This is a genomic window from Stenotrophomonas sp. STEN225 (genome assembly GCF_056756445.1).
The window spans coordinates 87,901-114,257 of record NZ_JBRRBV010000013.1 but is presented as its reverse complement, the minus strand read 5'-3'; the positions used below and the strand labels follow the sequence as shown (position 1 = coordinate 114,257).

The 26,357-nt window shown below is 67.1% G+C and carries 22 protein-coding genes; 7 read left to right on the top strand and 15 right to left on the bottom strand.

What is annotated here, in order from left to right; translation table 11 throughout:
• Positions 1 to 4 precede the first annotated feature (4 nt).
• Positions 5 to 1,291, bottom strand: coding sequence for a sugar MFS transporter (locus tag ACVOJ1_RS13870; protein ID WP_053519282.1), 1,287 nt, complete (start codon positions 1,289 to 1,291; stop codon positions 5 to 7).
• Between the two features lie 375 nt (positions 1,292 to 1,666).
• On the opposite strand from ACVOJ1_RS13870, the gene ACVOJ1_RS13865 reads away from it, so the two are divergent.
• The 3 genes from ACVOJ1_RS13865 to ACVOJ1_RS13855 all read left to right on the top strand — a co-directional run bounded on the left by ACVOJ1_RS13865 (position 1,667) and on the right by ACVOJ1_RS13855 (position 7,956).
• Positions 1,667 to 2,683, top strand: coding sequence for a glucokinase family protein (locus tag ACVOJ1_RS13865; RefSeq protein WP_053519284.1), 1,017 nt, complete (start codon positions 1,667 to 1,669; stop codon positions 2,681 to 2,683).
• A 143-nt stretch (positions 2,684 to 2,826) separates the two neighbouring features.
• Positions 2,827 to 5,487, top strand: coding sequence for a TonB-dependent receptor (locus ACVOJ1_RS13860; RefSeq protein WP_346480550.1), 2,661 nt, complete (start codon positions 2,827 to 2,829; stop codon positions 5,485 to 5,487).
• A gap of 111 nt (positions 5,488 to 5,598) precedes the next feature.
• Complete coding sequence (locus ACVOJ1_RS13855; RefSeq protein ID WP_346480549.1) at positions 5,599 to 7,956, top strand: family 20 glycosylhydrolase; 2,358 nt, start codon at positions 5,599 to 5,601, stop codon at positions 7,954 to 7,956.
• A gap of 51 nt (positions 7,957 to 8,007) precedes the next feature.
• Here ACVOJ1_RS13855 and ACVOJ1_RS13850 read toward each other — a convergent pair whose 3' ends face one another.
• Together ACVOJ1_RS13850 and ACVOJ1_RS13845 are read right to left on the bottom strand one after the other, a co-directional pair.
• Positions 8,008 to 8,382, bottom strand: coding sequence for a VanZ family protein (locus ACVOJ1_RS13850; protein WP_065175153.1), 375 nt, complete (start codon positions 8,380 to 8,382; stop codon positions 8,008 to 8,010).
• A 14-nt stretch (positions 8,383 to 8,396) separates the two neighbouring features.
• The gene (locus ACVOJ1_RS13845) at positions 8,397 to 9,581 is read right to left on the bottom strand and encodes a class I SAM-dependent methyltransferase (RefSeq protein WP_180877152.1); all 1,185 of its coding nucleotides are present in this window, start codon (positions 9,579 to 9,581) and stop codon (positions 8,397 to 8,399) included.
• 59 nt (positions 9,582 to 9,640) lie between these two features.
• On the opposite strand from ACVOJ1_RS13845, the gene ACVOJ1_RS13840 reads away from it, so the two are divergent.
• A complete protein-coding gene (locus ACVOJ1_RS13840; RefSeq protein WP_346480548.1) occupies positions 9,641 to 10,378 on the top strand; it encodes a pteridine reductase in 738 nt (245 codons plus the stop codon).
• Between the two features lie 55 nt (positions 10,379 to 10,433).
• On the opposite strand, the gene folK is transcribed toward ACVOJ1_RS13840, so the two are convergent.
• On the bottom strand, positions 10,434 to 10,919 hold the full coding sequence (gene folK, locus ACVOJ1_RS13835) for a 2-amino-4-hydroxy-6-hydroxymethyldihydropteridine diphosphokinase (protein ID WP_065175155.1): 486 nt from the start codon (positions 10,917 to 10,919) through the stop codon (positions 10,434 to 10,436).
• A gap of 91 nt (positions 10,920 to 11,010) precedes the next feature.
• On the opposite strand from folK, the gene ACVOJ1_RS13830 reads away from it, so the two are divergent.
• Positions 11,011 to 11,760 (top strand): proteasome-type protease, encoded by a 750-nt coding sequence (locus ACVOJ1_RS13830; RefSeq protein ID WP_263175775.1) that lies wholly within the window; start codon positions 11,011 to 11,013, stop codon positions 11,758 to 11,760.
• A gap of 71 nt (positions 11,761 to 11,831) precedes the next feature.
• On the opposite strand, the gene ACVOJ1_RS13825 is transcribed toward ACVOJ1_RS13830, so the two are convergent.
• The 4 genes from ACVOJ1_RS13825 to ACVOJ1_RS13810 all read right to left on the bottom strand — a co-directional run bounded on the left by ACVOJ1_RS13825 (position 11,832) and on the right by ACVOJ1_RS13810 (position 16,209).
• Complete coding sequence (locus ACVOJ1_RS13825; RefSeq protein WP_263175777.1) at positions 11,832 to 13,343, bottom strand: ATP-binding response regulator; 1,512 nt, start codon at positions 13,341 to 13,343, stop codon at positions 11,832 to 11,834.
• Between the two features lie 4 nt (positions 13,344 to 13,347).
• Positions 13,348 to 13,788 (bottom strand): response regulator, encoded by a 441-nt coding sequence (locus ACVOJ1_RS13820; protein WP_053519303.1) that lies wholly within the window; start codon positions 13,786 to 13,788, stop codon positions 13,348 to 13,350.
• A complete protein-coding gene (locus ACVOJ1_RS13815; protein ID WP_111186189.1) occupies positions 13,785 to 15,602 on the bottom strand; it encodes a sensor histidine kinase in 1,818 nt (605 codons plus the stop codon). Before ACVOJ1_RS13815 ends, ACVOJ1_RS13820 begins: the two co-directional genes overlap by 4 nt.
• A gap of 220 nt (positions 15,603 to 15,822) precedes the next feature.
• The gene (locus ACVOJ1_RS13810; protein ID WP_111186190.1) at positions 15,823 to 16,209 is read right to left on the bottom strand and encodes a BON domain-containing protein; all 387 of its coding nucleotides are present in this window, start codon (positions 16,207 to 16,209) and stop codon (positions 15,823 to 15,825) included.
• A 172-nt stretch (positions 16,210 to 16,381) separates the two neighbouring features.
• On the opposite strand from ACVOJ1_RS13810, the gene ACVOJ1_RS13805 reads away from it, so the two are divergent.
• Entirely contained in the window at positions 16,382 to 17,425 is a 1,044-nt protein-coding gene (locus ACVOJ1_RS13805; RefSeq protein ID WP_346480547.1) for an oxidoreductase, read from the top strand.
• A 56-nt stretch (positions 17,426 to 17,481) separates the two neighbouring features.
• Here the strand turns inward: ACVOJ1_RS13805 and gnd are convergent, their stop codons facing one another.
• The 7 genes from gnd to ACVOJ1_RS13770 all read right to left on the bottom strand — a co-directional run bounded on the left by gnd (position 17,482) and on the right by ACVOJ1_RS13770 (position 24,967).
• Complete coding sequence (gene gnd, locus ACVOJ1_RS13800; RefSeq protein ID WP_053519312.1) at positions 17,482 to 18,387, bottom strand: phosphogluconate dehydrogenase (NAD(+)-dependent, decarboxylating); 906 nt, start codon at positions 18,385 to 18,387, stop codon at positions 17,482 to 17,484.
• Between the two features lie 10 nt (positions 18,388 to 18,397).
• Positions 18,398 to 19,636 carry a hypothetical protein gene (locus ACVOJ1_RS13795; RefSeq protein WP_065181762.1) on the bottom strand — a complete coding sequence of 413 codons (1,239 nt, stop codon included), beginning with the start codon at positions 19,634 to 19,636 and terminating at the stop codon, positions 18,398 to 18,400.
• Between the two features lie 17 nt (positions 19,637 to 19,653).
• Positions 19,654 to 20,256 carry a DUF2242 domain-containing protein gene (locus ACVOJ1_RS13790; RefSeq protein ID WP_346480546.1) on the bottom strand — a complete coding sequence of 201 codons (603 nt, stop codon included), beginning with the start codon at positions 20,254 to 20,256 and terminating at the stop codon, positions 19,654 to 19,656.
• A 194-nt stretch (positions 20,257 to 20,450) separates the two neighbouring features.
• A complete protein-coding gene (locus ACVOJ1_RS13785) occupies positions 20,451 to 22,628 on the bottom strand; it encodes a carboxy terminal-processing peptidase (RefSeq protein WP_053519630.1) in 2,178 nt (725 codons plus the stop codon).
• Between the two features lie 333 nt (positions 22,629 to 22,961).
• Complete coding sequence (lipA, locus tag ACVOJ1_RS13780; RefSeq protein ID WP_065175161.1) at positions 22,962 to 23,972, bottom strand: lipoyl synthase; 1,011 nt, start codon at positions 23,970 to 23,972, stop codon at positions 22,962 to 22,964.
• 18 nt (positions 23,973 to 23,990) lie between these two features.
• Complete coding sequence (gene lipB / locus ACVOJ1_RS13775; RefSeq protein WP_053519632.1) at positions 23,991 to 24,701, bottom strand: lipoyl(octanoyl) transferase LipB; 711 nt, start codon at positions 24,699 to 24,701, stop codon at positions 23,991 to 23,993.
• Positions 24,689 to 24,967, bottom strand: a complete 279-nt coding sequence (locus ACVOJ1_RS13770) for a YbeD family protein (RefSeq protein WP_053519645.1) — start codon at positions 24,965 to 24,967, stop codon at positions 24,689 to 24,691. The genes lipB and ACVOJ1_RS13770 overlap by 13 nt, the downstream gene beginning before the upstream one ends.
• 276 nt (positions 24,968 to 25,243) lie before the next feature.
• Between ACVOJ1_RS13770 and ACVOJ1_RS13765 the strand changes: the two genes are divergently transcribed.
• The gene (locus ACVOJ1_RS13765; protein WP_262218921.1) at positions 25,244 to 26,302 is read left to right on the top strand and encodes a lipid A deacylase LpxR family protein; all 1,059 of its coding nucleotides are present in this window, start codon (positions 25,244 to 25,246) and stop codon (positions 26,300 to 26,302) included.
• The last annotated feature ends 55 nt before the right edge of the window (positions 26,303 to 26,357 follow it).

Below are 26,357 nucleotides of genomic sequence, written 5' to 3'. Positions count from 1 at the left end.
CCTATCAGCGCTCCTGCGGCAGGCCGGCGCGGTGGCCGATGACCGAGTAGAACAGGATGTACAGGTAGCACGGCACCATCAGCAGCACGAACACCAGCTGGAAATCGATGTGCTGCTTGAGCACGGCGAACAACTGCGGAATGATCGCGCCACCGGCGATACCCATCACCAGCAGCGCCGAGCCGGTCTCGGTGAAACGGCCCAGGCCACGGATCGCCAGCGGGAAGATGGCCGGCCACATCATTGCGTTGGCAAAGCCCAGCAGGGCCACGAAGGCCACCGAAACGTAGCCGTGGGTGGCCCAAGCACCGAGGCAGAACACCACGCCCAGTACCGCCGAAACGGTCAGGTAGCGCGACTGCGAAACCACCCGGGGAATCAGCAGCAGGCCCACCACGTAGCCAGCCAGCATCGCCGCCAGGGTCAACGAGGTGAACATCTTGGTCTGGTCCAGCGGCAGGTCGAAGCCGTGGCCATAGGTACCGATGGCATCACCGGCCATCACTTCCACGCCGACATACACGAACAGGCAGAGCACGCCCAGCCACAGGTGCGGGAACTGGAAGATGCTGCTGCGCTCGGCCGCGCCGGCGGCCGTCGGGGTGGCGTTGGCCTCGGAGGACTTGATCTCCGGCAGCGGCGAGAACAATACGGCGACGGCCAGCAGCACCAGCAGGCCGGCCATCGCCAGGTACGGCGCATGGATCTTGGCGGCGAACTCATTGAGCAGGGCCACCTTGGTGACCGCGTCGGCCGCCTGCACCTGCTTGTCCAGGTCACCGATGCCATGCAGCACCAGGGTGCCGATCAGCACCGGCGCCAGCATGCCGGCGATCTTGTTGCAGATGCCCATCAGCGCGATGCGACGCGCTGCGGTCTCGATCGGGCCGAGGATGGAGATGTAGGGATTGATCGCCGTCTGCAGCAGGGCCAGGCCGCTGCCGATCACGAACAGCCCGCCCAGCGCGCCGGGGTACCAGCGCTGCGTCGCGAATTCACCGAAGAGTGCCGCGCCGCCGGCCATCACCAGCAGGCTCAGGCTGAGGCCCTTCTTCATGCCGGTGCGGCGCAGGATCCACGACGACGGCAGGGCCAGGAAGAAATAGGACAGGTAGAACACCATCAGCACCAGGAAGGCGCCGACCTCGCTGAGCTCGAAGGCCAGCTTGACGAAGGTGATCAGCGGGCCGTTGAGCCAGGTGAAGAAACCGATCAGGAAGAACAGGACGCCGACGATGGCGATGGAGGTGGCCACGTTCGGGCGCGCGCTTGCAGCGGGGACGGCGGACATCAGGAGGGCTCCTGCGGCGACGGTCGCAGAACGCGGCGTCGGAGAGTGGCTGGGAACAACGTTGTCACATTCTTTCGATGGACAACGGCGGTTTGTCAACTTCCCTGCGCGGGGCAGCGCAGGCCATGCTGCATCGCGCAACCGTCGCCTACGGTCGCGTGCTGAATACGCTGGAGCCGTTGAGCCCCGTGCAGCAAGGGCTCCGGCGTGAACGCGCCGTTCACGTCATGGAAACGTTTACCGCACACCCCATTCGTTGCGCCGCAGCAACGAAAGTGTCACGAACTCGTTGACATCGTTGTCAGCGGGGTTACAGACTCCGCCCAACAGCCGGCCTCACCCTCGGATCCGGCCCCCTCTTCAGCAGGAGCCCGCGTGACCGCCAGCCATCCCGCCCCGGCCCATGTCCTGTCCCGCGTCGCGCCCTCGTTCCTGGCCGCCGACGTCGGCGGCACCCATGTGCGTGTCGCCCGGGTCCAGGCCAGCGGCGATGCCGCCCATCCGGTGCAGGTGCTGGAATACCGCAAGTATCGCAATGCCGACCACGCCGGCCTGAGTGCGATCCTGTCCGACTTCCTGGGCGACGGCCCGCGCCCGGCGCATTGCGTGGTGGCCACGGCCGGTTATGCGCGCGAAGACGGGACGGTCATCACTGCCAACGTGCCCTGGCCGCTGTCCGCGCGGCAGATCGAGGCCGACGTCGGCGTACAGCAGGTCCACATCGTCAACGACTTCGAAGCGGTGGCCTATGCCGCGGCACAGGTCGACGCCAGCGGCGTCCTGCACCTGTGTGGGCCGGAAAGCGCCCCGCGCGGACCGACCCTCGTGGTCGGTCCGGGTACGGGCCTGGGTGCGGCACTGTGGATCCCGACCGCCCATGGCCCGGTCGTGCTGGCTACCGAAGCCGGGCAACCGACGCTGGCCGCCAGCACCGAACTGGAAATGGCCATCGTCCGCCACATGCAGCGCGAGCGCGCTCACGTGTCGATCGAGCACGCAATCTCCGGCCCCGGCCTGATGAACCTGTACCGCGCGGTGTGCGCCCTGCAGGGACAGCAGCCCACCCTGGCCAGTCCGGACGCGGTCACCGCCGCGGCGATGGCCGGCACTGATGCGCACGCACGCAAGGCGCTGGATGTGTTCTGCGGCCTGCTCGGCAGCACCATCGGCGACATGGCCCTGTTCTACGGCGCCCATGGGGGCGTCTATCTGGCCGGCGGCATCCTGCCGCAGATCCGCGAGTACCTGCGCACCAGCACCTTCGTCGAGCGCTACCTGCAGAAGGGGCCGATGGGCGAAGCACTGGCACGCATCCCGGTGAAGGTGGTCGAGCACGGCCAGCTGGGCGTGGTCGGTGCTGCCAGCTGGTACCTGCAGCAGTCGGCCGCCTGACACCGCAACAGGCTTCAACGCAATCGCAGCACGCAGTACGTGGCACGCCAATGCACGGGACATCGCCGCCGCCCCGCGCACGTCAACGCAACCGCAACCGAACACCGCCGCCGGCACCCAATCGAGTGATGAGGAGAGACATCATGAACACCCGCAAGACCCTGCTTTCGGCCGCCATCGTCAGCTGCCTCGCTTTCAGCGCACATGCCCAGCAGGCTGCGCCGACCGCAACCGACCTGGACACCGTGACCGTCACCGGCATCCGTGGCTCGATGGAGAAGTCGCTGGATACCAAGCGCGAAGCCAACGCGCGCGTGGAAGTGGTGACCGCCGAAGACGTCGGCAAGCTGCCGGCGCACAATGTGGCCGACACCCTGCAGCGCCTGCCCGGCGTCAACATCAGCTCGTCCAGCGCCGACGAAGGCGGCTTCGATGAAGCCGACCGCGTCAGCCTGCGTGGCACCAGCCCGAGCCTGACCCAGACCCTGATCAACGGCCACACGGTCGGCTCGGCCGACTGGTTCGTGCTCAGCCAGGGCAACAACGTCGGCCGCAGCGTCAGCTACTCGCTGCTGCCCTCCGAGCTGGTGAGCTCGGTGGAAGTGAACAAGTCCTCGCAGGCCAAGCTGCAGGATGGCGGCACCACCGGTACCGTCAACATCATCACCCGCAAGCCGCTGGAGTTCGCCAAGCCCTTCAGTGCGGAAGCCTCGGTGGGTGCGGTCCGTTCGGACCAGGCCAAGTCGACCGACCCGCAGTACTCGGCGCTGTTCAACTACAAGAATGACGCCAACAACTTCGGCGTGATGCTGCAGGCCTTCTACCAGAAGCGCGAGCTCCGCCGTGAGGCGCAGGAAATCCCGGGCGGTTTCACCCGGATCGGCGCCGATGATCCGGTGGCCCTCACCAATCCGGACCTGATCGGCGTGGCCGTCCCCGGCCTGCTGGGTTCGACCCTGTTCGAACAGACCCGCGAACGCAAGGGCGGGCTGGTGACCATCCAGTTCAAGCCGACCGATACGCTGAACCTGTCGCTGAGCGGCTTCTCCTCCAAGCTGGAAGCCAACAACTACAACCGCAATTTCATGCTGTGGGGCGGCAACTTCGCCAAGTCGCAGGCGCCGAACCCGGGCTACACCGTGACCGACGGCGTGTTGAGCAATGCCACCTACGCGGGCGTTCCGGGCACCAACTACGGTGTCTACGACATGATCTACCGTGAAGCCACGGCCAAGACCAACTACGTCACGTTCGACGCCGACTGGCAGATCAACGACACCCTGGACATGAAGTTCCAGGCCGGTACCACCAAGGGCACCGGTGAAACCCCGCGCCAGTTCATTGCTGAAGTCACGCTCGGCCAGGGCGGCGGTGCCAGCTGGGCAACGCACGGCGCCGGTTCGCCGGTGGACTGGAACATCGGCGGCGACATCAGCCCCAGCGGCGTCACCAGTTTCGGCACGTGGGGCAACCAGCTGGTCCGCGCCGAAGACAAGGAAGACTGGGCCACGCTGGACTTCAGCCAGTATTTCGGCACCGGCGTGCTGAACTCCGTGGACTTCGGCGTGCGCTTCGCCGACCACGAACGCGAAGCGCTCTCGCCGGAAGGTGCGACCCCGGGTGACATCTGGTCCGCACTGCAGGGCAGCGCCACCGCCAACTATCCCAGCGGCTTCGCCGGTGATGTCGGCGGCACCTTCCCGCGCAACATCTGGTACTACACGCCGGATGCACTGAAGAACGCGATCATCAACAACTCCACCTGGCTGGCCGGCAACGATGGCCCCACCGGCCGCCACAACTACGGTGCCGAGTGGAAGGTGAAGGAGAAGAACTTCGCCGGCTACGTGCAGGCCAACTTCAGCGGCGACTGGTGGAGCGGCAACGTCGGCCTGCGCTACGTCAACATCAAGCAGGACATCGACACCTACAACGCGGTCAGCAATGCCGCCGATGCCGATGTGAGCAGCCTGTTCGGCATGTGGGAGCGCACCGCCTTCCAGAACAAGCGCAACCGCGTCCTGCCCAGCGCCAACATCAAGTTCGACCTGGACGACAGGCTGGTGCTGCGCGTGGCCGCGTCGCAGACCCAGACCCTGCCGGATTATTCGGCCCTGGGCGCTTCGTCGTGGGGTTCGGACCTGAACAAGACCGGCGGCGGTGGCAACCCGAACCTGAAGCCGACCCTGTCCACCAACTTCGACGCCAACCTGGAGTGGTACTTCATGCCGCGCGGCCTGCTGTCGGTCGGTGCGTACCACATGGACATGAAGGACTACATCGCCTTCGACGTGGTCTCGCGCCAGCTGTACAGCGAACTGACCAACCAGCTCGAGACCTACCAGATCTCCACCCCGATCAATGCCGACGGCAAGGTCACCGGTGTGGAAGTGGCCTATGAGCAGCCGATCGGCGAGTACTTCGGCATCAACGCCAACTACACCTACGCCAACGGCACCACGGCCCACACCTGGTCCGACGGTTCGCACAACCTGCTGGGTACCTCGAAGAACACCTACAACGTGGGGGCCTACTTCGAGAACGAGCGTTTCGGGGCACGCGTCAGCTACACGCACCGCTCGTCGTTCCTGATCAGCCTGTCGGGCACCAACCCGTACTACCAGGATGATTTCGGCGCGCTGTCGGCCTCGCTGAGCTACAAGGCCACCGACTGGCTGAGCATCAGCCTGGATGCGCTGAACCTCAACAACCCGACCTACAAGTACTACCAGACCGCGGCCATTCCGACGTCGTTCTACAGCAACGGCCGCCAGTACTACCTCAACTTCCGCTTCAAGTACTGATCCATCGGCCGCGTCATCGCCGAGTCGTGCACGCACGCCGGGCCTGGGTCATTCCGGGCCCGGCGTTTTTCATGTATAGCGTTCATCGCACCGTTCCAAGGAGTCGTTCCGATGGTCAAGCCCTTCCGCGCCAGGATGCACGGCGCACTGCTGCTGGGCAGCCTGTTTGCCCTGCTGCCGGCCCTGCCGGCCTTCGCCGCCGATCCGGTGCCCGCCGCTGAAGCTCCTGGCCCGCAGCTGCGCGCCAACAGCCTGATGCTGATTCCCGCCCCCGCCAGCGTGCAGCCCGGCCAGGGCAGTGGCATCACTGTGTCCGCCACGACCGCGCTGTACGCAGACGGCGAGGCCGCACAGCGGGTCGCCACCCAGTTCGCCGACCTGCTGGCGCGCAGCGGTGGCCCGCGCCTGGTGCTGGCTACCGGCAAGGCTGCGGCCAAGGCCGGCGGCATCCGCTTCCAGATCGTTCCCACCTTCCGCGACAGCGGCGAGAGCTACACGCTGGAGAGCACCGCGCAGGGCGTGCTGGTGCAGGCCGGCAACGAGACCGGCCTGTTCTACGGCGCCACCACGCTGGCCCAGCTGGCCACCGGCGGCAGCCAGGGCGCGCTGCCGGCCGTGCAGATCCAGGATGCGCCGCGTTTCCCCTGGCGGGGCTTCATGCTCGACTCGGCACGGCATTTCCAGAGCCTGGACGAGATCAAGCGCGTGCTTGATGCGATGTCCGCGCACAAGCTCAACACCTTCCATTGGCACCTGACCGATGACCAGGGCTGGCGCATGGAGATCAAGCGCTACCCGAAGCTGACCGGCGTGGGCAGTTGCCGCCTGCCCGCAGGAGAGGGCGGCATCGATCCGGTGACCAGACAGGAGTACCCGTATTGCGGTTTCTACACGCAGGAGCAGATCCGTGAAGTGATTGCCTATGCAGCCAAGCTGCACATCCAGGTGATTCCGGAAATCGACGTGCCGGGCCATGCCACCGCCGCGATCGCCGCCTATCCGGAGCTGGGCTCGATCAGCACGCCGCTGAAGCCGATCAGCGAATGGGGCGTGTTCCCCAACCTCTTCAACGTGGAAGACAGCACCGTGACCTTCCTCGAGAACGTGCTGGAGGAGGTGATCGCACTGTTCCCGGCGAAGTACGTGCACGTGGGTGGCGACGAGGCGGTCAAGGACCAATGGATCGCCTCAAAGCAGGTGCAGCAGCGCATGCGCGAGCTGGGCATCAAGGATGAGATGGCCATGCAGAGCCACATCATCAAGCGCCTGGAAACCTTCCTGGAAGCGCACGACCGCCGCCTGATCGGCTGGGACGAGATCCTCGAAGGCGGCCTGCCGCCGCAGGCCACGGTGATGTCCTGGCGCGGTACCGAAGGCGGCCTGGCCGCTGCCAGCGCCGGCCATGACGTGATCATGTCGCCGGTCGGCTACCTGTACCTGGACTACCTGCAGACCGCCTCGCCCAATGAACCGCCGGGCCGCCCCACGCAGGTCAACCTCGGCAAGCTCTACAACTTCGAGCCGGTGCCGGACGAACTGCCCGCCGACAAGCGCGGACACATCCTCGGCCTGCAGGCGAACATGTTCACCGAGCACACCCGCAGCTATGCGCGGCTGCAGCACAACCTGTTCCCACGCCTGGCGGCGGTGGCCGAGACCGGCTGGAGCCCGCCCGGGAAGCGTGACTTCCGCGACTTCCTGGCACGCCTGCCGTCACAGCTGCAGCGCTACCGCGCATGGGGACTCGCCTATGCACAGACCCCGTTCGAAGTGGGCGTGGCGTACCACGATGATCGCGCCGCAGGCACGGTGACGGTGTCGCTGGCCAACCCGCTGGGCTACGAGGTGCGCTACAGCACCGATGGCCAGCCGGTGACCGCGCAGTCGCCGCTGTACCAGCAGCCGCTGACCGCGAAGGTGCCCACCACGGTACAGGCCGCAGCGTTCTACCAGGGCCGGATGCTGGCCGCAGAGCCCACCGTAGCCGCGTTCACTCCGCAATCGCTGCTCGCCCGCCGCAGCGACGAACTGCTCAGCTGCGTTGGCAACAAGGGCCTGGTACTGCGCCTGGAAGACGATGGCCCGCGCGAGGGCGCACGCGCGGTCTTCAACGTGGACATCTTCCAGCCCTGCTGGCGCTGGCCACAGGCGCAGCTGGACGGCATCGGCAGCGTGGAGGTGCGCGCCGGTCGCATCCCCTACTACTTCCAGCTGGCGCATGACGAGCCGAACCGTCGCTTCGAGAAGGCCAGGCGCGCGCACGGCGAGATGCTGATCCGCCGGGGCAGCTGCACGGGCAAGGTGCTGGCCGAAGTCCCGCTGCCGGCCACGCCCGATGCCGATGGCTTCGTGAGCCTGCGTGCGACGCTGCCGAAGGGCACGCATGGCACCGACGACCTGTGCATCAACTTCACCGGTGATACCCGCCCGGCGATGTGGGTGCTGGACGAAGTGACGCTGCAGAAGTAACCGCTGTGGAGCCGGGCCATGCCCGGTTCCACTTCAACCAGGGAAGGCGTGTCAGCCCCGCCAGCGCAGCAGGAGGTCGCGCAGCGGGGTCAGCGCGAGGCCCAATCCGGCAAGAACGCCAACCGTGTTGGCCAGGGCGTCCATCGGGTCGGCCATGCGGTCGCGTGTCAGCGCCCCCTGTGCGAACTCGATCCCGATTCCCATCAGCACCAGGCCCAGCCCGACCCACAGCAGCGGACGTCCTTGCCGGAACAGCTGCACGGCACTGCCGGACAGAATGAAGTACGCCAGGAAATGCTCGACCTTGTCGCCGTTCTCCGGCACGGGAATCGGTGGCGGGGGAATCAGGCAGACCACGATCACGAACAGCACGGCCAGCACCCACAGCGCAGTCCATAGCCGCGGCCGCCGCAGCGGCTTGATCATGCGCGCCGTCGCGCTCACAGGCGCCAGCTCAGATCGCCCAGCGCGAACGCCGGCTCGAAGTCGATTCCACGCTGCAGGCCGATCGCCTGGAAGCGCTCGCCCATGCCGGTCGGCAGGGTCAGCTTCTTCACCTGGTCGCGCAGCTGGATGCGCCCCACCTCATCGGTACGCTCCTCGGCCAGGCTCAGCACCTGGTCCAGGCCATTGCCGATCAGGAAGCTGGCCTGGCTGCAGTACCCCGCCAGCTCGAAGCCACCGTGCAGGCCCGCTTCGGCCATCGCGGTGAAGTCCACCGAGGCCGTGATGTCCTGCAGGCCCGGCCAGCGATGCACGTCGTTATGCACGTGGTGGCGGTAGAAGGCGCGCACCGTGCCGTCGTCGCGATCGTGCTGGTAGAACTCGCTGCGGCTGTAGCCGTAGTCGATGAACAACATCGCGCCACGTTGCAGGCCGCCAGCCACTGCCTGCAGCCAGTACGGCAGCTGCGGCAGCACCTCCGAGCGGTATCCGTCGGCGAAGGGCCTTTCGAGATAGCGTTCGATGTGGCGCACGGCGCCGTTGAGCAGAATATCGGCCGGCTGCGCGCCACGGATGAAGTTGCCCTCCGCGTCCAGCTCCACGGTTTCCTCGTAGACCTCGCCGTCCCTGATCAGGAAGCGCGGGGTCGGAAGTGCGTCGATCACCTCGTTGGCGAACACCACACCTTCCCAGTCCTCTTCGAACGGACGGTCGATCCAGTCCACGCGCGTGGCCAGCTCTGCCGGCAGCGCCTGTTGCAGGCGCTGCTGCTGGCGCTGGCGCAGGTCGGCACTGGGTTCAAGGATGGCATAACGCGAAGGCACCGCATCCAGCTCGGCCAGCCGCAGCAGCACGGCTTCGGCGAAGGCACCGGTGCCGCCGCCCAGCTCCAGCATCCGCGACTGCGCACCGAGCTGGGCGAACACCGGCGCCAGCGCATTGGCCACGCTGCCGGCGAACAGGCCACCCAGCTCGGGCGCGGTGGTGAAGTCACCACCGCCACCGAACTTGCTGGAACCGGCGCTGTAATAGCCCCACCCGGGTGCGTACAGGCACAGTTCCATGAAGCGGGAAAACGGCATCGCGCCCCCCTGGGCGAGGATTTCAGCGCGCAGTGCGGCGGCCAGCTGGTCGCTGTGGGCCAGGGCGTCGGCATCGGGCAGAGGGAAGGTAGGCTGCATGGCGTCTTCGAATGCGGTGACAATGGTGCACAGGATAGCCGAGCCTTGGAGGACCCTCGATGAGCGACACCGCCCCCGTGGCCCTGATCACCGGCAGCGCGCGCCGGATCGGCGCCGGCATCGCACGCCAGTTCCACGCCTGTGGCTGGTCGGTGGTGCTGCATGCCAACACGTCCAGCGCCGAGCTGCAGCAGGCCGCCTTCGACCTGGACAACGTCCGTCCGGGCAGCGTGCTGGCCCTGCAGGCCGACCTGCGCGATGCCGGTGCCCTGCCCGATCTGGTCGAGCAGGCCGTGGCCCACTTCGGCCGCCTCGATGCGCTGGTCAACAACGCGTCCAACTTCTTCCCCACCCCGCTCGGCCAGGTGACCGCCGAAGCGATGGATGAGCTGTACGCGGTCAATGCGCGTGCACCGCTGCTGCTGTCACAGGCGGCCGCGCCGTACCTGCGCCGCCAGCAGGGCTGCATCGTCAATCTGACCGATCTGCACGGCACCGACCCGATGCGCGACCATGTGGCCTACACCATGGCCAAGGCCGCACTGGAGATGGCCACCCGGTCACTGGCGCTGGAACTGGCGCCGAAAGTGCGGGTCAATGCGGTCGCCCCCGGTGCGATCCTGTGGCCCGAGCAGGGAAAGGACGATTTCGCCCGCGAGGCCCTGCTGGCGCGCACGCCGCTGGCACGCACCGGCACGGTGGAGGAGATCGCCGAGGCGGTGTACTGGCTGGTGGCCGAAGCCAGCTTCGTCACCGGCCACACCCTGCGCGTGGATGGCGGACGCACGGTGAGTTGAAGTCCGCCGGGCATGGCCCGGCGCTACCGATCTACGTAGGCGAGCGCAGCGGCCCTCATTCCAGGTCAACCACCTCGAATGCCTCGCCAAACTGAGCGTGTGCGCGCCACAGCGCCGCCAGGGCCAGGCCGCTGACCGGGTCGATGAAGTCTGGCGCGATGTCCGCCAGCGGCTTCAGCACGAAGGCGTGCTTCAGCTCGGGGCGCGGAATGCGCAGATGGCCCGGGCCTTCCACGATGTGGTTGCCGTAGAACACCACGTCGATGTCCAGGGTGCGGTCGGAGAAGCGCGGACCACTGCGATCACGACCGTGGGCGTCTTCCAGTGCGTGCAGCCAATCATCCAGCGCCTGCAGCGGCAGATCGGTCTGGATCAGCACGCCATTGTTGAGGAAGGCCGGGCCATCGAAGCCGACCGCGGCCGTGCGGTAGGCCGGAGACACCTGCAACGCGCCGAAACGCTCGCGCAGGGCCGCCACCGCGGCGTGGAGATGGCGGCGGGGCTGGACGTTGCTGCCCAGGCTGAGGAGCACGGTGGTCATGCGGTTCAGGTGACGGGTCTGGGGGGGCGTGGGCATGCCGTCGTCACGGCGGCCTGCCTACAATCCGGGACGCACATGATAGGGCACCGACATGACCTATTGCGTTGGAATCGAGGTGGACCAGGGCCTGGTCTTCGCTGCCGACACCCGGACCAATGCCTCGCTGGACGATGTGCGCGTGCACCGCAAGCTGCACGTGTTCGAGTATCCCGGCCAGGCGGCCTACGTGTTGATGGCGGCGGGCAACCTGGCCACCACCCAGTTGCTGGTCTCGCGCCTGACCCGGGACGCCAGCGAGCGGCGCACGCCCAACCTGCGCGACATGACCCATCTGTTCGAAGCGGCTGCCTACGTCGGTCGCCTGCTGGTGGACAGCCAGGTGCACGGCGGCCACAGCGAGCACGGCCATGACGGCGTCAACACCCAGGCCACGCTGATCTTCGGCGGCCAGGTCGCCGGCGAACGCCCCGGCCTGTACATGATCTACCCGCTGGGCAATGCCATCGCCGCCTCGCCGGAGACCCCCTACCTGCAGATCGGCGAGTCCAAGTATGGCAAGCCGATCCTCGACCGCATCCTCAGCCCGGCCACGCGCCTAGAGGACGCCGCACGCACGGCGATCGTGTCGCTGGATTCGACCATCCGTTCCAACCTGTCGGTCGGGCTGCCGATCGATCTGGCATTGCTGCGCGACGGCGAGCTGCGGATCGCCCAGCAGCTGCGGCTGGGCGCGGACTCGCCCCTGTATGCGGACATCCACCAGAACTGGTCACGGCGGCTGGAACAGGCCGTGGACAGCCTGCCACGCTTCCCGTGGGAGACCCCGGAACGGCCGGCGTGACCTGCCGCCGGGCATGGCCTGGCGCTACCTACCGCTTCCGGTAGCGCCGGGCATGGCCCGGCGACGCAAATTCAGCCCAGTGCCTCTGCCACAGCGCGGAACACCTGCTGCATCTGCAACGGCTTGCGCAGCACATGCACCTCGATGCCATCAGGGAATGCATCGGCCGGAACGTCCACTGACGCGTCTTCCAGCACCAGCGCCGGCCCCCGGTAACCCAGCCCGGCCATTTCGCCCAGCAGCTGGCTGGCCGGCAGCAGTTTGGAGCCGGCGTCGGCGATCACCAGCGCCGGCATCGCCTCCTGCTGCATCCAGCGCAACGCCGCCGGTCCATCGGAAGCCAGCTGCAGCTGATATCCCTGGCTGGACAGCGCGTTGCCCAGCAGCGACAGGCGCGTGGCTTCGCCATCGACCACCAGGATCGACTGGCCACTGCCGAGTGCCACCAGCTGCTCGATCGGCTCGCCGCTCTCGATGGTGTCACGCATCGGCAGGCGCAGCTCGAAACAGGTGCCCTGCCCCGGCTGGCTGGTGACCGTGATGCTGCCGCCAGCACCTTCGACGATGCGCTTGCAGGAAATCAGGCCCAGGCCGGTACCGTCCGCCTTGGTGGTGAAGAAGGGATTGAACAGATGCGAGAGCGTATCGGCATCCATGCCGATGCCTTCATCGGCCACGGCGATGCGCATCCAGTCCACACCGTCGCGCTCGCCGGCATGGCTTGCGGTCAGGCTCAGGCGGCCGCCGCTGGGCATCGCCTGGATCGCATTGAGTGCCAGGTTCAACAGCACCTGCTGCAGCTCGGTGTAGTTCGCATCGACCGCCAGGCCCTCATCCTCCACCTGCAGGTGCAGGCGCACCGCATCGGGCACGTTGCTGCGCAGCAGCAGCGCCACCGCGTCGAACAGGCCGTCGATCTGGACGCGTTCGCTGGGCTTGCGCGAGCCACGGACGAACGACAACATCGATTCCGCCATTTCATGACCGCGGCGGCCGCACTCGGCGATCACATCCGCAAGGTGGTGCAGCTGCGGATCATCGGTGCGCGCCTTCAGCAGGTCCGGCATGATCAGCAGCGGCTGCAGGATGTTGCGCAGGTCGTGGCTGAGGCCAGCGGCGAGCAGCGAAAGGCTTTCCAGCCGTTGCGCGCGCATCAGCTCGGTCTCCACGCGCGAACGCTCCACCGCGCTGCGCGCCTCGCGGATCGCACGGGCCACCGCCGACGGCAGGCGCGCCGGCTGGTGCTTGATGATGTAGTCGTTGGCGCCCTTCTGCAGCGCCGCCACTGCATTCTCCTCACCCATCGTGCCCGAGACGAAGATGAAGGGAACATCCGGCGCCGTCTCGCGCACGATGCGCAGGGCATCGTCGCCGGAGAAACCCGGCATGCTCAGGTCGGACAGCACGATATCCGGCTGGAAGGCGGCCAGCGCCTGGCGCAGTTCCGCCTCGCTCTCAACGCGCTCGAAGCGGGCTTCCAGGCCCGCATCCAGCATCTGTTCGGACATCAGCTCGGCGTCTTCCGGCGAATCCTCCACCAGCAGGATGCGCAGTGCCCCGAGGGAGGGACCGGTCAGGGGCATGGGCTTACTCGAGTTCCGGTGCCTGGTTGATCAGTGCCCAGAACTTGCCCAGGGTCTGCACGGCACCGAAGAACTGGTCCACGTCCACCGGCTTGACCACGTAGGCGTTCACGCCCATGTCCCAGCTGCGGGCCAGATCGCTCTCTTCGCGCGAGGACGACAGGATCACCACGGGAAGGCGCTTGAGCTCCTCGTGCTCACGGATCTGCCGCAGCACTTCCAGGCCGTCCATGCGCGGCATCTTGATGTCCAGCAGCAGCACCGCCGGCAGGCCCTCCTCGCGGCTGGCGAAGGTACCGCGCCGCAGCAGGTAGTCCATGACCTCCACGCCGTCCTCGACGTGCACGATGGGATTGGCCAGGCGGGCTTCCTGCAGGGCGTCGATCGCCATCTCGGCATCGGCCGGGCTGTCTTCGGCAAGAAGGATGGTGCGCAGAGTCGTCATGCGGAGGGACCTTGTTTGTCCGCGTCGAGCGCGGGAGGCAGGTAGAAGTGAAAGGTTGCGCCGGCGTCCGGCTCGGCTTCGGCCCAGACCCGGCCTCCATGACGGGTCAGCACGCGGCGTACGCTGGCCAGGCCGATGCCGGTACCGGGGTAATCACTGGCCTTGTGCAGGCGCTGGAACACGCCGAACAGCTTTCCGGCATAGGCCATGTCAAAGCCTGCACCATTGTCGCTGACCGTGAACTGATGGCCGCCATCGGGCTGCGCCTGGTAATCCACGCGGATCTTCGCCGGTTCGCGGTTACTGGAATACTTGACCGCGTTGCCGAGCAGGTTCAGCCACACCTGGCGCATCATGTTCTCATCGGCCACCACGATCGGCAGCGGTGCGATGTTCCATTCGACGTGATGGACCTGGCCACTGCTTTCAGCCTCGGCCTGCAGGTTGGAATCGAGCATCGCGCGGGTATCGGACACCAGCGACTGCATGTCCACTGCCTGCTGGCGCATCGCTGCGCGCCCCAGCCGCGAATAGACCAGCAGATCGTCGATCAGCGTCGCCATGCGCCGCGCCGAGCTGGAGATCACCCCAAGGTAATGCAGGCTCTTCTCGTCGGCGCTCTCGCCCAGGTGGCGCGACAGCTTGTCGGAGAAGCCGGCAACGTGGCGCAGCGGCGCGCGCAGGTCATGCGACACCGAATAGCTGAATGCTTCCAGCTCGCGATTGACCTCCGAGACCTGCGCCACCTTGCCTTCCAGCTGGCGGTTCAGTTCCTCCACACGCGACTGCACGGCGCGCTGCACGGTGACATCGCTGACGGTCAGCAACACCACTTCATCGTCGGTATCCGGCAGCGGCATGCGCCGCGCGTTGAGCAGCATGTAGCGCACCACGCCCTCGGAGGTGCGCTGTTCGTGCTCGAAGTCCCACAGCTCGCGACCGCGCAGCAGCACATCGACCAGGCGCTGGCGCACGACGGCGTCCCGCCAGGCGCCGTCGCCGACGTCATCCAGCAGCAGGCCATCGGCACGTTCGTCCTGCAGACCGTACAACTCGGCAAAGGCCGGATTGTGCAGCTGCACGCGCAGCTCGCGGTCGAGCAGCACGATCGGCTCACGCACGGTCTGCAGTACTGAGGCAGCGCGCGCGGCCGAGCGCAGCGACTGCCGTTCGGCCTGCAGGCGGCGACCGATCTGCCGCTGCAGCAGCCAGAGCACCAGGCCGAGCAGCGCCAGCTGTACCACCAGCGAGCTCCACGAGACGAATTCGGTCTGCCTGCGCTGCCGCGCAGCCTGTTCGGCCCGCTCGGCCAGCAGCGCCTGCTCGCTGTTCTGCAGCTCTTCAACCACGCTGCGGATCGGGTAACGGGTGCTCAGGTCCTGTACCAGCGCGCGCTGGTCACTGTTCGGTTCGGCCTTGGCCAGCGCGCGCGCCACCGCCAGCCGCCCTTCCAGCATGGACTCGATGCGACCGATGCGGATCAGCTGCTCAGGATTATCGCGTGTCATCCGGCCCAGCTCTGCGAGTCGGCCGGGAATCTCGTTGGCCTTGGCCATGCGCTCGCGCAGACCGGGCGCGTCCACGCCCTTGGACAGCGTCAACGCCGCCGACTCGACATCGCGCACATCGGCCTGCAACTGTTGGAGCGCCACGCCAACCGCCTGCGTATGCGTCACCCAGGCCATGGCTTCTTCGTTCTCACGCTGAAGCTTGCGCTGGGTCAACCACGGCACGACGATGATCGCGGCGGCGGCCAGCGCCAAGGCTGGCAATCGCCAGCGATCCCAGATGTCGTCACTGAACACCAGCGCCATAGTTCCTCATCAGCACGGCCGCAGAGGGATGGGCCCGGACAGGCCCAGCTGCGGCGGAACCGGCAATATAGCGCAGGCGGTCACACCTCTGGAACGTCTGGTCCCGGCAGCTGAACGCTCCAGAAAACACGATGGGTGGAGCCGGGGCTGGCCCGGCTCCACCGTCATGCAGCTGTACTGCCAGCTGTACTGCGGCGCCCCGGCGGGGCGGCGCACGGGATCAGCGCTTGGCCGCCGCGTTGACCTTCAGCGCGCTGGCATCAACGCGGGTGACGCCCTTGATGCCCTTGGCCGTAGTGACGGCCTTGTCATGCTCGGCCTGGGTCGCCACCGTGCCGCTGAGGCTGACGACGCCATTCACGGTTTCCACCTTGACCTCGGTGCCCGGCACATTGCTGCTGGCCAGCAGGTCGGCCTTCACCTTGGTGGTGATCCAGGTGTCGGTCACCGGCTCGTTGGAGTCGTGGCGATCGGCGTGGGTCATCGCCGAATGGTCGGTGGCAGGCGGACTCTTGGCTGACGGATCCTTGGCGAATGCAGCCGAGGAGGACAGCGCCAGGCCCAGGGTGAGGGCCGAAGCAATCAGCGTACGGGTCGGGTTGTTCATCGTGTGTTACCTCCTGCGGAATGTGGGGCCAGTGTGGCCGCAGCGCCGTGCAGCAGGCGTGGCGCTACGGTCACGCCGCCGTGAATCGCGCCGGATTTCAACGCAACCGTTCAGCTTTGGATCCTGGCCCCCGTCGTTTACCCTGCATGTCTGATCTGCGCGGAGCACTGCCATGCGCCCTGACCTGCAACTGGCCCTGATCGGGTACGGCCTTGCCGGCCGCGTTTTCCACGCGCCGCTGATCCAGCACACCCCGGGACTGACCCTGCACAGCGTGGTCAGTTCGCAGCGCGACCTGCTGCTGCGAGCGTTCAGCGATGTACACGTGCGCGCGGCACCCCAGGACGTATTCGACGATCCGGCGGTGGACGCGGTGGTGATTGCCACGCCGAATGACCAGCACGCACCATTGGCGATGGCAGCGCTGGCCGCAGGCAAGCATGTGCTGGTGGACAAACCCTTCGCACTGGACGTGGCCGAAGCCGAAGCCGTGCTGGCGGCGGCGCGCGATGCAGACCGCATCGTCACGGTGTTCCAGAATCGCCGTTTCGACGCCGATTTCCTGACGTTGCAGGCCCTGCTGGCCGAAGGTGCGCTCGGCGAAGTCGCCGAATGCCATGCGCATTTCGATCGCTACCGGCCCCACGTGCGCGAGCGCTGGCGGGAGCAGGAGGGGCCTGGCAGTGGCCTGTGGTATGACCTTGCACCGCATCTGCTGGATCAGATGCTGGTGCTGTTCGGCTGGCCGCAGGCGATCGACGCGGACCTGGCGGTGCAGCGCGAAGGCGGCAGCGGCATCGATTACTTCCATGCGGTGCTGCATTACCCGAGGCACCGCGCGATCCTCCATGCCGGTTCGCTGGTGGCGGCACCGACGCCCCGGTTCGCCGTGCACGGCAGCCGCGCCAGCTGGATCAAGCAGGGCCTGGACGTACAGGAAGCACAGCTGCGCCGCGGCGTTGCGCCGGGCGCGCCGGGCTGGGGCATCGACCCGCGTCACGGCGAGCGGGTGTACTGCGATGCCGAGGACAACGTGCAACGCAGCACGGTCGACAACCTGCCGGGCGACTATCGCCGCCTGTATGCCCAGTTCGCTGCGGCGATGCAGGGTGACGGTGAACCCACGGTCAGCCCATTGCAGGCGCTGCAGGTAATGCGCTTGCTGCAGGCTGGCAGGGACAGCGCTTGCGAGGCTCGGCGCATCGCACTGAACTGATCGCGGTCCGCGGCCCGGAACCCCACGGCAGCGCCGAAGGGCTCCGGTCCTGGCGCTTACGACTTCTTGATCGCATGCCCACCGAACTCGTTGCGCATCGCCGCCAGCAGGCGGTCAGTGAACGAATTCGACTCGCGCGACCGCAGGCGTTCCAGCAGCGAGAGCGTGATCACCGGCGCCGGCACATCCAGCGCGATCGCTTCGGCCACGGTCCAGCGGCCTTCACCGGAATCCTCCACGTAGGGGGCGATGCCATCCAGCGACGGATTGCGCTTGAGCGCCTCGGCACTCAGGTCCAGCAACCACGAACGCACCACGCTGCCATGGCGCCAGACCTCGGCAACCTGCGCCAGGTCCAGCTCCATGTCCTGCTTGCGTTCCATCAGTGCGAAGCCTTCGGCGTAGGCCTGCATCATTCCGTACTCGATGCCGTTGTGGACCATCTTGGTGAAATGGCCCGCACCGGGAGGACCGACGCGTGCCCAACCCCGATCCTCCGCCGGCGCCAGTGTGCGCAGCAGCGGCGCAACCTGCTCCACCACCTTCGCCTCACCGCCGACCATCAGGCTGTAGCCCTCCTGCAGGCCCCAGATGCCGCCGCTGGTGCCGCAGTCGACGTAGCCCAGGTCGTCCTCGGCCAGCGCCTTGGCGCGGCGGATCGAATCCTGGTAATTGGAGTTTCCGCCGTCAATGACGATGTCACCCTCGGCCAGGTGCGGGGTCAGCTGGCCGAGGGTCTGGTCGACCGTTTCGCCCGCCGGCACCATCAACCACAGCACGCGCGGCACCGGCAGCGCGGCGACCGCGGCGGCCAGTGAATCGACCACTTCGATGCCGGCCTCCGCGGCGCGCTGGCGGGCGCCCTCGCCCGGGTCGTAGCCGACCACGCGGTGGCCGCCGCGATGCAGGCGCTGGGCCATGTTGGCGCCCATGCGGCCAAGGCCGATCATTGCAATATCCATTGTTTCACCTTCAGTTGGGGTCTAGGGTCAGGCTGCCTGGCCTGCCGGTTGACGCACAGTGGCGCAGCTGCGCCTCGCGCCAACGCCGGTAGAGCGTGGTATGCAGATTGTGCACCGCCAGGTCGATCGAAAACGGCGTCCGTGGATTGCGGTCGAGCAGCCGGGCGATGTGGTAGCCGATAGGACGTATACCGCGCGGATGCACGTAGATCACGAACTGCTGGTAGAACGGATCGTCCAGCACCTGATCCATGCGTGCCAGGCGGGCGTGGTAGCGCGCTGGAAGGCGCGCCCGCAGTCCGGGGTCGCGTTCGAACAGGAGCCGCTCGAAATAGCGCCGCCCCACCCGCGGCAGCCCCTGCGCCAGTTGCCACAGCTCGGCATTGCGCTGGTCGTACCAGGCCAGGCCTCCGTGGCGGGCAAGCGCCTGTGCTGCATCCGGCCCGACGTCGACCACGACGAAGTTCTCGGCCTGGTTGCTCAGATCGTCCAGCGTGCTCTTGTCGTACACATGTTCGATGAAGCCGGGCAGGCCCGCGAAGGCCTGACGTCCCCTCACCGAGGTGCGCACGGCTTTGCCGTCGGCAAGGAAGTCGCCCGCATGCGCACCGAGCAGGACACTGTCGGTGCCGTGCAGCGCGATGAAGGTGCCGATCGACAGTTCGCCTGCGGTGAACTCCGCGTCGAACGCAGCATCGCCATACAGCTCACGCTGCGTTGCCAGCTGCGCGACCTGGCGGCCGACACCGCATTCGGCACGCACCGCACCGCCGTAGAACGCCTGCAGCGCGCGGCTGTTGCCATCCACGGGAACGTAGCCGCGGCCGAAGCTGCGCACGCGTTGCCACCCCTGCGCCCGTGCGCCCTGCATCCCGAAGCCGATCCAGCCCAGCTGTGCGCCGGAGAAGCGGAACTGCGGGTTGCCCTGCAGCGAGGTGGCGGCCCGTCGGGTCGCCGCGCCCAGTTCGAAGGCATAGGCACAGACCGTGGCAGGATCCTCCAGCAGCTGCTGCAGCAGCGCCTCGCGCTGCGCCCCGTCCAGCGTCTGCGGCCATCGCACACGCAGATCACCTGCGGCCTGCGCCTCGGCCAGCGATGCCCGGGTGCACACCGGGCCACCCTGGATCTGCGGCGCACTGACCGCAGCCACTTCAAACCGCCAGCCCAGCCGCTGCAGCAGGCCCTGCGTGCAGTCCGCGGCCGCCGCCGCGCTGCCTGCCGGCGAAGCCAGCAGCAGGGCCATGACCATCAGCCCACGCCGCACGCTCAACCCTGATCCGTCGCCGCCGCCGGCTCCGATACGGGAGGAGCGGGCAACCGTTCCGGAACCGGCGGCGCCTCACCGGGGGTGGCCGGCAGGTACTGCTGCAGGCGCTGGAAGAACCGGCGGTAGAAGTCGGCATCGGTGATGGTGCTGCTGGCGACCTTCACCAGGGAATCGTCATTGCTGCCGAACGGCAGCGATACCGAACCCAGCGCGCCCACGCCCACGCTGGCCGAGGTCGGGCTCTTCTTCAACGCATAGCGGTCCTGCACCGCGCTGACGAACACCAGCGACTGGCTGCCACGCGGCGCGCAGGAGATGCGGAGTACCAGTTGCTCGTGATCGTCCTCGCGTGGCTGGAAGTTCTTGCTCCCCTCCACCTGCGCGTCATCGACGCGGGCGATCGCATAGCCCTGGCTGAGCAGGGCCCGTCGCGCCGCTTCACAGGCATCGGCCGGGCGGCTGTCGACCGTCCGGGAGAAGGTGTCGCCGGAATCGAAGGACTCGCGCAGCACGGTGCTGTCGGCGGCGCGGCCACCGCAGGCCGACAGGATCAGGGCACTGGCAATACCGACGGCAACGCTGCACAGAGGGGAGACCCGCATGGGAACTCCTGCGAGAAAGGTAGCTGCTAGGGTAGTCCCGCCCCCGTGTGCGGCAGGTCGACAGCACCGCTGGCGGCGCAGGTTGTTGCTCCCGGTTCATGCACCGGCAGCGCCGGGCATGACCCGGCGCTGCCCGTCAACGCAGACGGGGCCGGCATTGCCGGCCCCGTGGGGTACTTCATGTCACGCGTGGCTCAGTCGGCCCAGCGACCGGCCCCGGTGGACTGCGGCAGCACCTGCGCCGACAGCGGGCGATCATTGGCCAGCAGATTCACCGCATCGGCCAGGATCGCAGCGGATTCACGCAGCAGCGGGTCCGGTCGCTTCTCGGCGGCCTTCTCACGGGCGGCATCCTTGACGATATCGCGCTCGTTGCCGGTCAGGCCGTCATCGCTGCTGTCATCGGCCAGCGGATCCAGGGCCAGGCCCAGCTCCTTGCGCATGATCTGGCGCTCCTTGCGCTGGGTGTCCTGGCGTTCCCGCTCGGCACGACGCGTCGCTTCATTGAGCGAGACATACTTCTTCGCTGCTTCGGCACGGAACTGCTCGACATCCTCGTTCCACCACACGAATTCCTTGTCGGTGGCGATGCGTGCCTCGTGGCGGGTTTCCAGCTTCGGCAGCAGCGGCGCGAAGTTGCCGTACTGCGTATGCGGCACCGCGGCGATGCGGGTCCACGGCAGGGCATTGTCGTAGGTGCTTTCGCCGAACTCGGTGGCATCGACGCTGGCGGGGAACGCCAGGTCCGGCACCACGCCCTTGTGCTGGGTGCTGCTGCCGCTGATGCGGAAGAACTGGGCGATGGTCAGCTTGACCTGGCCGAAGCGCTGCGTTTCGCCGCTCGGCCAGCGATCAAGGTCGACGATGTTCTGCACGGTGCCCTTGCCGAAGGTGGTCTCGCCGATCACCAGGCCGCGGCCGTAGTCCTGGATGGCACCGGCGAAGATTTCCGACGCCGAGGCCGAACCACGGTTGACCAGCACGGCCAGCGGGCCGTCCCACGCCACGCCCTGATTGCGGTCGCTGTTGACGGTGATGCGGCCGCCCGATTCACGCACCTGCACCACGGGGCCCTGTTCGATGAACAGCCCGGTCAGTTCGATCGCCTCGTCCAGCGAGCCACCACCGTTGTTGCGCAGGTCCAGCACGACGCCGTCGAGCTTGTCGTTCTTGAAGCCCGCCAGCAGCTTGGCCACATCGCGGGTGGCCGACGCATAATCGGCGGCATTGCGGCGGCGGCCCTCGAAGTCCTGGTAGAAGGTCGGCAGCTTGATCACGCCGATCTTCCGCGCCGGCTCGCCATTGGCGGCCGGAATGGTCATGGTTTCACCCTTGGCGGCCTGCTCGGCCAGGCGCACCTTCTGCCGGGTCAGGACCAGGGTGTGATGCTTGCCATCGGCGCCCTCCTCGGCCGGGATGAACTCCAGCTTGACCTGGGTATCCTTGGCACCGCGGATCTTGGCCACGACATCGTCGATGCGCCAGCCGATCACATCCTCGACCACGCCCGACTTGCCCTGACCGACGCCGACGATGCGGTCACCCGGCTTCAGGGTGCCATCCACGGAGGCCGGTCCACCGGCGATGATCTCGCGGATCACCACCATGTCGTCCTGCCGCTGCAGCTGCGCACCGATGCCTTCCAGCGACAGCGACATCGCCTGGTTGAAGTTCTCGGCGGTACGCGGAGTGAAGTAGTCGGTGTGCGGATCGACCGCACTGGTGTAGGCGTTGAGGAAGAACTGGAAGACATCCTCGCCCTTCAGCTCGTTGACCGACTTCTCCAGCGTCGCGTAGCGCTTGTCGAGCGTCTTGCGGATGTCGTCCGGCTTCTTGCCGGCCAGCTTCAGGCGCAGCCAGTCATTCTTGACCGACTTGCGCCACAGTTCATCCAGCTCGGCATTGCTGGCCGCCCACGGCACCTTCTTGCGGTCGTACTCAAAGCGCTCGTCGGTGGTGAAGTCCGGCTCCTGCCTGAGCAGCTTGCGTGCGTAGGCCACGCGCTCGCCTACGCGCTGCTTGTACACCGCGAAGACCTGGAAGGCCGGCTCAAGTTCACCGCCACGGATGGCATTGGCGATGTTCGCCTCGAAGGGTGCGAAGCGCGCCACATCGGCCTGGGTGAAGTACTGCTTGCCGCCGTCCAGGGTCTCCAGGTAACGCTTGAACACATCCTTGGAGGTGGCTTCATCGAGCGCACGCGGACGGTAGGCGTACCGGCTGTCGGACAACAGGCCGTACACCAGCTTGGAGGTGGTCACCTGATCGGCGGTCGCCGCAGCCGGCAGCGCCGGCGAATCGGCCTTGGCCGACAGCGCCAGCGGCGCTACCAGCGCCAGGGCCATCAGGAATGCGGGGGCTTTGAATTTCATGAACGTGCTCGAAGGCGCCTTGCCAAGGGGGAGACTGCGTGGTGTTCAGACATCACGACAGTGCCGAAAGTTGCCGGGTTTGTCACCCGTCCGCATCCGGTGGAAAACCAGCCTAGCGGGGCCGGTGTAGCAAATTGTGAATGCAGGCGAAGGCGTGCGGACCAACGGTCCGCGCCCACCACGGTGGTAGGCACGCCCATCGGTAGCGGCGGGGCCGGCCCCGCGAGCGCCCCAGGAAAGAAACCCCCGGCCGTGCCCGGCGCAACCTCGCGGGGGCCCCGGCGGGGCGTCCCGCGGTCTCACCCCCGGCGTGTCCGCCCCCCCCGCTACCGGTCAGGAAACTCCGGCGCCCTTGGCCTGCACGTCGGCGTGGTACGAAGAGCGCACCATGGGGCCGGAGGCGACGTGGCTGAAGCCCAGCTCATAGCCGTAGTCTTCCAGCGCCTTGTAATCCTCGGGCGTCCAGTACTTCAGCACCGGGTGGTGGTGCGCGGTCGGCTGCAGGTACTGGCCGATGGTGATCATGTCCACGTCGTGGGCACGCAGGTCACGCATCGTCGCCTTGATCTGCTCGAAGTCCTCGCCCAGACCCAGCATGATGCCGCTCTTGGTCGGCACCTGCGGGTGCTGGGCCTTGAAGTTCTTCAGCAGCGTCAGCGACCACTGGTAGTCCGCGCCCGGGCGCACGTTGCGGTACAGGTCCGGCACGGTCTCGATGTTGTGGTTGAACACGTCCGGCGGGTTCTGCGCGAGGATGTCCAGCGCGCGCTCCATGCGGCCCTTGCCGCGGAAGTCCGGGGTCAGCACTTCGATGCGGGTACCCGGCGACTTCTCACGGATGGCGGTGATGCAGTCGACGAAGTGCTGGGCACCGCCGTCGCGCAGGTCATCGCGGTCGACACTGGTCACCACCACATACTTCAGGCCCATGTCGGCCACCGTCTGGCCGAGGCTGGCCGGCTCGTTGGCATCCGGCGGCTTGGGCCGGCCGTGGGCGACGTCGCAGAACGAGCAGCGGCGGGTGCAGACCTCGCCCAGGATCATGAAGGTCGCCGTACCGTGGCCGAAGCACTCATGGATGTTCGGGCAGCTGGCTTCCTCGCAGACCGTCACCAGGCGGTTCTCGCGCAGCTTGGCCTTCAGGTTCTGGACCGCATTGCCCGAGGGAATGCGCACGCGGATCCAGGAAGGCTTGCGCAGCACCGGTGCATCGGCGAACTGAACCGGCGAACGGTTGATCTTGTCCCCGCCCAGCTGCTTGACGCCGGCCTGCAACGGTGCGGCGGTCGGAATGTCGCCCTGCACGATCTGCAGGGGAATGGTGCGGGCAGTGGTTTCAGTCATGGCAGTTCCGGGGAGCGGTCACGCGGCCGCAGAGAGATCAGGCAGTTCGGGCACGTGCTGCAGCCGCAGGCCGAACTGGCGGGCCAGCTGTTCCAGCAGCACCGTCTTGACGGCATCCATCCCGGACGGCCCGCCCAAGTCTACCACCGAGGTCACCTGCAGCCCCTGATAACCACAGGGGTTGATGCGGTGGAAGGGTTCCAGGTCCATGGCCACGTTGAAGGCCAGGCCATGGAAGGTGCAGCCACGGCGCACGCGGATGCCCAGCGCGGCAATCTTGGCATTGCCAACGTAGACGCCCGGGGCACCTTCGCGACGTTCGGCACCGATGTTCCATTCGGCCAACGTATCGATGATGGCCTGCTCGATGCGGCACACGTAGTCGCGCACGCCGATGCCCAGGCGCGGCAGGCGCAGCAGCGGGTAGATCACGATCTGCCCCGGCCCGTGGTAGGTGACCTGGCCGCCGCGGTCCACGTGCAGCACCGGGATCGCCCCCGGGGCCAGCACATGCTCGTCCTTGCCGGCCTGGCCGAGGGTGAACACCGGATCGTGTTCCACCACCCACAGCTCGTCGGTCGTCTCGTCAGCGCGCTGATCGGTGAAGCGCTGCATCGCCCGCCAGACCGGCTCATAGGCCTGGCGGCCAAGGTCGCGCACCAGCGCCGGACGCGGCGGGCGGTTTTCCGGAGCGGCGTCGGCCGGGCAGCTGTCGGCTACAGCGTCCACTTCACTTCCGGGTGATCGCGCAGCGCCCGATGGGCGGCGTCGTACTGTTCGCGGGTCTCGGCCTTGAACACCAGCCGGACCGACACGTACTTGCCATTGGACGAATGCTTCCAGCTGATGCGCTCGTTCACGACGTCGAGGCCTTCGGCCTGCAGCAGTCGAGGAAGCTCATGCTCCAGGCCGCGGTTGGCCGGGCCCATGGCGCTGAGCTCGAACTGGCCGGGGAACTGGAAGCCGTGGTCGGGGTTGTCGGACTTGATTTCCATGGACCCATTATCGGGCCGCAGGGCAACAAACCCAAGAGTATTCATCCAGGTCAACGCGGACACCGGCAGGCCGCTGCGTTGCACCTGAATTCCCATTCAGCTTCCTGCCGCGGGCGCGCGACAAGCCCCCCCCGGCGCCGGTTGTCGTCACGAGACAATGTCGTTTTCGGAACAGACAAGTGACCGGGACGCGCTCGTACCGTCACGCGGGCCGGGGTACCGTGTCGTTGCATATAACGACAGACGACCACCCCTTTCCCCATGAGCATTCCATCCATGCGTAGCGTCGCAGCCTTCGGGCTGTCCGGCCTCCTGGCCGCCGCCCTCCCCCTTGCCGCGCAGGCCGCCGAACAATGCGGCCCCGATGCCATGCGTGAGCACCCGCCGCAGATCAATTTCCGCGTTGACAACGACCTGTTCGGCGGCCGCCACCAGGACCAGGGGTATACCAACGGCGCCGAACTGACCTTCGTATCACCGAACCTCGTCGATTACACGGACGATCCCTGCCTGCCGCGCCTGGCGCGCTGGGTCAACGGCTATCTGGAGCGCCTGCACCCGGGCCGGTTCGAACAGCAGAACATGATCTTCAGCATCGCCCAGGGCATCTTCACCCCGACCGACTTCACCCGGAAGGACCTGATCAAGGATGACCGCCCCTATGCGGGCGTGCTGATCGCCAGCTTCGGCTACAACGCGCGCAGTGGTGATCGGCTGCAGACCACCCAGCTGACGCTGGGCGTTGTCGGTCCGTGGGCCCAGGGCAAGCAGGTGCAGAACGCCGTGCATGAGGTGCTGGGCGACGAGAAATTCCAGGGCTGGGACAACCAACTGCACAACGAGCCGCTGGTGATGCTGACCCATGAGCGGATGCGTCGTTGGCCGGGCGACGCCAGCATCAACGCGGGCGGCTGGGGCTGGGACGCGATCAGCCACTACGGCGGCTCGGTCGGCAACCTGGCGACCAAGGCCAACATCGGTGGCGAGGTGCGCTTCGGCTGGAAACTGCCGGATGACTTCGGCAGCACGCCGCTGCGTCCTGCCGGCGAGAACACCGCGCCGACCCGCGGTGGCAGGCCGAGCGGCTGGTCATGGCACCTGTTCGCCACCAGCGATGCCGCCTGGGTGATCCGCAACATCACCCTGGACGGCAACACCTTCCGCAACAGCCACAGCGTCGACAAGCGCCACATCGTGGCCTACGGCGGCTACGGAATCGCGGTGATGCGCGGTCGCTGGAAGTTCGCGGCGGCGCGCTACCACAGCACCCGCGAGTTCAACGGCCAGCGCGAGGCACCGGTGTTCGGCAGCTTCACCATCAGCCGTTCGCTCTAGAACAGTGCGGACATCTGGTCCGCACATTGGCTGCAACGGAAAAGGCCGGCATGCG

Coding starts and splice junctions, on each gene's coding strand:
- ACVOJ1_RS13855 (WP_346480549.1), top strand. CDS start 5,599: ATGGTCAAGCCCTTCCGCGCCAGGATGCACGGCGCACTGCTGCTGGGC.
- ACVOJ1_RS13770 (WP_053519645.1), bottom strand. CDS start 24,967: ATGGAAATCAAGTCCGACAACCCCGACCACGGCTTCCAGTTCCCCGGC.
- ACVOJ1_RS13820 (WP_053519303.1), bottom strand. CDS start 13,788: ATGACGACTCTGCGCACCATCCTTCTTGCCGAAGACAGCCCGGCCGAT.
- ACVOJ1_RS13815 (WP_111186189.1), bottom strand. CDS start 15,602: ATGGCGCTGGTGTTCAGTGACGACATCTGGGATCGCTGGCGATTGCCA.
- ACVOJ1_RS13840 (WP_346480548.1), top strand. CDS start 9,641: ATGAGCGACACCGCCCCCGTGGCCCTGATCACCGGCAGCGCGCGCCGG.
- ACVOJ1_RS13870 (WP_053519282.1), bottom strand. CDS start 1,291: ATGTCCGCCGTCCCCGCTGCAAGCGCGCGCCCGAACGTGGCCACCTCC.
- folK (WP_065175155.1), bottom strand. CDS start 10,919: ATGACCACCGTGCTCCTCAGCCTGGGCAGCAACGTCCAGCCCCGCCGC.
- ACVOJ1_RS13795 (WP_065181762.1), bottom strand. CDS start 19,636: ATGGTCATGGCCCTGCTGCTGGCTTCGCCGGCAGGCAGCGCGGCGGCG.
- ACVOJ1_RS13860 (WP_346480550.1), top strand. CDS start 2,827: ATGAACACCCGCAAGACCCTGCTTTCGGCCGCCATCGTCAGCTGCCTC.
- ACVOJ1_RS13830 (WP_263175775.1), top strand. CDS start 11,011: ATGACCTATTGCGTTGGAATCGAGGTGGACCAGGGCCTGGTCTTCGCT.
- ACVOJ1_RS13845 (WP_180877152.1), bottom strand. CDS start 9,581: ATGCAGCCTACCTTCCCTCTGCCCGATGCCGACGCCCTGGCCCACAGC.
- ACVOJ1_RS13785 (WP_053519630.1), bottom strand. CDS start 22,628: ATGAAATTCAAAGCCCCCGCATTCCTGATGGCCCTGGCGCTGGTAGCG.
- gnd (WP_053519312.1), bottom strand. CDS start 18,387: ATGGATATTGCAATGATCGGCCTTGGCCGCATGGGCGCCAACATGGCC.
- ACVOJ1_RS13765 (WP_262218921.1), top strand. CDS start 25,244: ATGCGTAGCGTCGCAGCCTTCGGGCTGTCCGGCCTCCTGGCCGCCGCC.
- ACVOJ1_RS13790 (WP_346480546.1), bottom strand. CDS start 20,256: ATGCGGGTCTCCCCTCTGTGCAGCGTTGCCGTCGGTATTGCCAGTGCC.
- ACVOJ1_RS13825 (WP_263175777.1), bottom strand. CDS start 13,343: ATGCCCCTGACCGGTCCCTCCCTCGGGGCACTGCGCATCCTGCTGGTG.
- ACVOJ1_RS13810 (WP_111186190.1), bottom strand. CDS start 16,209: ATGAACAACCCGACCCGTACGCTGATTGCTTCGGCCCTCACCCTGGGC.
- ACVOJ1_RS13805 (WP_346480547.1), top strand. CDS start 16,382: ATGCGCCCTGACCTGCAACTGGCCCTGATCGGGTACGGCCTTGCCGGC.
- lipA (WP_065175161.1), bottom strand. CDS start 23,972: ATGACTGAAACCACTGCCCGCACCATTCCCCTGCAGATCGTGCAGGGC.
- ACVOJ1_RS13850 (WP_065175153.1), bottom strand. CDS start 8,382: ATGATCAAGCCGCTGCGGCGGCCGCGGCTATGGACTGCGCTGTGGGTG.